General features: G+C 67.8%; 3 protein-coding genes. 1 reads left to right on the plus strand and 2 read right to left on the minus strand.

Going from position 1 to position 5049, the window contains the following annotated elements; translation table 11 throughout:
- Positions 1 to 71: 71 nt before the first annotated feature.
- On the minus strand, positions 72 to 1373 hold the full coding sequence (locus ABGA94_RS17455) for an aminotransferase class V-fold PLP-dependent enzyme (protein WP_375367854.1): 1302 nt from the start codon (positions 1371 to 1373) through the stop codon (positions 72 to 74).
- A complete protein-coding gene (locus ABGA94_RS17460; RefSeq protein WP_375367855.1) occupies positions 1373 to 3775 on the minus strand; it encodes a TonB-dependent receptor plug domain-containing protein in 2403 nt (800 codons plus the stop codon). The genes ABGA94_RS17455 and ABGA94_RS17460 overlap by 1 nt, the downstream gene beginning before the upstream one ends.
- A 200-nt stretch (positions 3776 to 3975) precedes the next feature.
- On the opposite strand from ABGA94_RS17460, the gene ABGA94_RS17465 reads away from it, so the two are divergent.
- On the plus strand, positions 3976 to 4803 hold the full coding sequence (locus ABGA94_RS17465) for a helix-turn-helix domain-containing protein (RefSeq protein ID WP_197598705.1): 828 nt from the start codon (positions 3976 to 3978) through the stop codon (positions 4801 to 4803).
- Positions 4804 to 5049: the final 246 nt, after the last annotated feature.

Below are 5049 nucleotides of genomic sequence, written 5' to 3' on the forward strand. Positions count from 1 at the left end.
CGGCCGCTGGCCGGCAACGGCGTGCACGGATCATGAGGTTGCCGGCCAGCGGCCGGCACTACCGTTTACGGTCAGGCCAGGGCCGCGAGGGCCTGTACCAGCACATCCATCTGCGCTGGCCGGGTGAACACCGACGGCGTCACCCGCACGCAGGCGCCGGAGTCCAACCCGTCACGATGCGTGGTGAACACGCGATGCTCCTCCAGCAGGCGCTTCTGAAGCGCGATGTTGTCAGCCACGCTGGTGCGCCCGCGCAGGCGGAAGCTGGCCAATGCGCTGGCCAGCGCCGGATCAGGCGACGACAGCACTTCGATATGCGCCATCTGCCGCGCAGGGACGGTCCAGCGCTCGCGCAGGTAGCGCAGGCGCGCCTGCTTGTTGGCCGCGCCGATGCGCTGGTGCAGCGCGATCGCGTCCGGCAGCGCCAGGTAAGCGGCGAAGTTGACCGTGCCGGTGTGCACACGGCTGCCCACGCGGCCATCGTCGGTCTCGCCCATGTACGGGTCCAGGTCCGCAACGCGGCCCTTGCGCACATACATCGCGCCGACGCCGACCGGCGCACCGATCCACTTGTGCAGGTTGATGCCAACGAAATCGGCCTTGAGCTGCGGCACCGCGTAGTCGATCTGGCCAAACCCGTGTGCGGCATCAACGATCACGTCGATGCCGCGTGCGCGCGCACGTTCGGCGATTTCGGCCACCGGCAGCACCAGTCCATGGCGATGGCTGACCTGGGTCAGCAGCACCAGTTTCAGGCGAGGCAGCCACGCGAACGTGGCCTCGTAGGCCTGCAGGATCTGCGCATGGTCGGGCACTGCCGGCAGCGCGATGCGCTCGGCCTGCACGCCGCGGCGCTGCTGCAGCCAGCGCATCGCGCCGATCATGCTGTCGTAGTCGATATCGGCGTACAGCACCTGGTCGCCGGGCTGCAGGCGGTTGTAGCCGCCGATCAGCGCCAGCATCGCCTCGGTGGCACCGCGGGTCAGTGCGATCTCGTCGGCGCCCACGCCCAGCAGTTCGGCCACCTGCCGCTGCACCGCCATGTACTGCGCCGGGAACTCACGGCGGCCATACCAGGCATTGCCTCGGTTCACTTCCGCGGTGTGGCGCTGGTAGCTGGCCAGCGTCTGGCGGCCCATCGCGCCCCAGTAGCCGTTCTCCAGATGGTTCACTTCGTCGGTGACATCGAAGTGGCTGGCCACGGCGGCCCAGTAGTTTTCATCGCGGGCCAGCACGCCCGGCGCCACGGTCGTTGCGGGAATCTGCATGGACGCAGCGTAACGCGTGGCAGCCATGGCCGGCAGTGAAGAAAGTGCGGCTGCGGCCGGCAGCAAGGTGCCGGCACGCAACAGGGAGCGGCGGGCCGGGTCCATCAGAAGCTCAGCCGGTACTGTGCGTACAGGTTGGCGCCGTCGGTGTCGTACGGCGCGTTGCGCGAGTAGACCAGGCCGCGACTGGCCTGGAAGGTGGCTTCGTCCGGATAGCGGTCGAATACGTTGTCGGCACCCACACGCAGGCTGTGATGTTCGTTGATGCGATAGCCGACGGCCAGGTCGAGGAAGCTCATCGCGCCGAAGCGCTGGTAGATATCGCCCACTGCATTGCCGCTGGAATCGGTCCAGGCGCCGTAGTAGCGCATGCGTGCCATCAGCGACCAGGCGCCGATGTCCCAGCTTCCGGTCAGGCTGCCCTTGTGCTCGGGCAGGCGATCCTCGAACAGCACGCGCTGGGTCTCGTTGGTGGCCACCGAGGTGCTGCCGTTGTCCACGCGGGTGCGGTTGTAGTTGTAGGCCAGGGTCAGCGTCATGCGGCCTGCGCCGAGATCGCGCAGGTAGTTGCCGACCACGTCCACGCCGGTAGTGGTGGTATCGAAGTCGTTGGTGAAATAGTTCACCGAGGTATAGCCCAGCGGATTGGGCGTACCGGACGGAATGGCGAAACTGGCCGACTGGCTGAAGCGGTCGCTGAGCTTGATCTGGTAGACATCCACCGAGCCGGACAGGCCCAGGTCGGTGCGCCAGGTCAGGCCCAGCGACGCGGTACGCGATTGTTCCGGCTTCAGCGGCCTGGCGCCGAGCAGCTGCGCCAGCGGATCGTTCGGCGACAGACGGCCACTGGTGAAGATCTGCAGCGTGCGCGTATCCAACCCCTGGGTGGTGCTGGTGGTATTGAGCTGCGCCGGCGTCGGCGCACGGAAGCCGCTGGACACGGTACCGCGCAGGGCTACGTCCGGGGTGATCGCGAAGCGCGCCGAGAGCTTGCCGTCCAGCGTGCTGCCGAAGCTGGAGAAGTCCTCGTAGCGGCCGGCTGCACCGATGCTCCAGGGCTCGCCCAGCGGTACTTCCATGTCCACGTAGGCGGCCTTGCTGCGCTGGCTCCACTGCCCGGCCTGGCTGGCCGAGAAGCCGGGCGCGCCATTGGAATTGGCCTCCAGGCCCGCCGCAGCGCCCGGACCCACCGCGTACGAGGCCGGGTCGCCGGCACGCACCTGGTAGGTCTCCTGGCGGAACTCGCCACCGAAGGCGACGTTGACCGGCTGGGACAGCGCGGCCACGTCCCACTCGTAGTTGAAGTCTGCGTTGGCGTTCTTCTCGGTCTGGGTCAGGCGGCCAAGATCGAACGCGGTCGGGCTGGCCGGGCCGAGCGAGGCATTGATCGAGTTCTTCAAGCTGTAGTCGATGGCGTTGCGGCCATCCGAGGCGCTGACATCCCAGCGCAGCTTGGGCGTGATCTCGCCGCGCAGGCCACCGACCAGCTGCAGGTCGTTCTGGACGTTGCCGTACTGCGGGCTGAAGCCGACCGGATACAGCGAGCGCAGGTTCCAGCCCGGGAAGATGGCGGTGGTGCGGTACGCACCGGTGGTAGTGTCCGGATTGCGCCAGTTGAAATCACTGACGCCATCGCTGTGGCTGTACAGGCCGAAGGCATAGAACTCCAGCGTCTCGCTGGCATTGGCCTTCACGTTGAAGCCGACGCGGCGGCTTTCCAGCTCCGGCTGGCCCCAGCGCTGCACCGGATTGGGCACGTCCAGCTCCGGATGTGCAGCCTGGAAGGTGATCGCGTCCGGGCGCTGGCGCGTGCGCGAGGTGGCGTCGGAGTTGGACGATTCGGCGAACAGCACCAGGCTGCCATAGTCGCCCAGCGACCAGCCGGTGCGCGCACTGAAGTCGCGCGAGGCACCGTCGCCCTGCGCGTACTGCGAATAGCCGGCGGTGATCTCGCTACCCGGGCCATCCTCGAGGATGATGTTGATGACACCGGCGATGGCGTCCGAGCCGTACTGCGCCGACGCACCATCACGCAGCACCTCGATGCGCTTGATCGCACTGGTGGGAATCTGTTCCAGATCAGCGGCCTGCGCACCGCGGTTGCCGAGCAGCGCGCTGCGATGGAAGCGGCGACCGTTGACCAGCACCAGGGTCTGGTCCGGCGACAGGCCACGCAGGGTGGCCGGACGCACGAACACCTGGCCGTCCGCCATCGGCAGGCGCTGCACCACGAATGATGGCACCAGCTGCGCCAGCACGTCCTTCAGGTCGGTGGATTCGACGGACCTGATGTCTTCCTTGCTGAACACGTCCACCGGCGCCAGCGTTTCGAACTGGGTGCGGTTGGACGCGCGGGTACCGGTGACCAGCATCGCGTCGAGCTGGGTGGGCACGGCGCGGCTGCCGCCGGCGGCATCGACCGCATCGGCCTCCGCTGCAATCGCGCCTCCTGCGCTGGCCATGCAAAGGGCAAGGAGGATGGAACGCGAAAGCTTCGAACGATGCACGGCAGGGCTCCGGGAGGACGCGACAGGGCCAGCACCTGCGGGGGTAGCGCAGGCCTGGACAAGGCGCGCAGTCTCGGCGCGATCTGTGAAGGAGGCATGACGTCAGTGCGACAGCTTGAATCCGCACAGGCGCAAGAACTGCTAAACGCCGCGCCTGCCGATCCGCTACTGTGCCGGCATTCGATCCGGGGAACGGCAGGATGAGCGCGACAGGCAAGGCATTGTGGTACATCGAAACCCACGCGGACCGGCCACTGGCGCTGGCCGACATTGCCGCTGCGGCGGGCCTGTCGCCATTCCATCTGTCGCGCCTGTTCCAGGCCCGCACCGGCACCTCGGTGGTGCGCTACCTGCGCGGGCGCCGCCTGACCGCTGCCGCGCAGCAGTTGGCCAGCGGCGCCGGCGACATCCTGCAGGTGGCGCTGGGTGCCGGCTATACCACCCATGCCGCCTTCACGCGTGCCTTCAGCGAACAGTTTGGACAGACGCCGGAGCGCGTACGCGAACAGGGCACCGATGGGCTGGCGCTGGTGCAGGCGATCCGCATGGACGAGGCCCCGTCCGCCTGCATTGAAGCCCCCCGCCTGCTCGAGACGCCCGCGTTCCAGGTGGCCGGCATCGGCGTGCGGCATACCCGCGACAGTGGCGGCGCGATTCCCGGCCAGTGGGCGCAGCTCAACCGCGAATGGCCGATGCCGGCGCCGATCAGCTTCGGCGTGTGCTGCAACAGTGATGACGATGGTGGCTTCGACTACATTGCGGCACTACCGGCAAGCACGGTGCCGAGCGTGCCTGCGCACTGGCGACGCGTGGACATTCCGGCGCGCCGCTACCTGGTGGCTTGGCACGGCGGACACATCTCGGCCATCCGCTCGACCTGGTTCTGGTTGCTGGATCATTATCTCCCTGCGTCCAACCTGAGCCTTGCCGATGCGCCGGACCTGGAGCGCTACGACGCCCGGTTCGACGAGCACAGCGGCAACGGCGGCGTGGAGATCTGGCTGCCCGTCGACGACCGTCACCACTGACAAGGAGTTGAAGATGCGCATGACCGCTGCTGTGCTGGGAGGAATGCTGCTGGCGTTCGCGAGCGTCGGCGCCGCCCGCGAAAGCGGCGTCGCCGGCGAGCGCCACGGCACGACGACGGATCACCGGTGGCCTCGGTGCAGGCCTCGACCGAGGTGTACAGGCCTTCCTGCACCTTCACCTCCGGCTCCTTCTGGCAGGCGGTGAACAGCAGCGGCGCAGCGCTCATCAGCAGCAGCGCGGTGGTG

The sequence above is a fragment of the Stenotrophomonas sp. 3diitr2024 genome (assembly GCF_042136455.1).
Taxonomy (GTDB): Bacteria; Pseudomonadota; Gammaproteobacteria; order Xanthomonadales; family Xanthomonadaceae; genus Stenotrophomonas; species Stenotrophomonas sepilia.

What these genes read in the sequence shown, in the direction of transcription:
- ABGA94_RS17465 (WP_197598705.1), top strand. Translation starts at nt 3,976, where the DNA reads ATGAGCGCGACAGGCAAGGCATTGTGGTACATCGAAACCCACGCGGAC.
- ABGA94_RS17455 (WP_375367854.1), bottom strand. Translation starts at nt 1,373, where the DNA reads ATGGACCCGGCCCGCCGCTCCCTGTTGCGTGCCGGCACCTTGCTGCCG.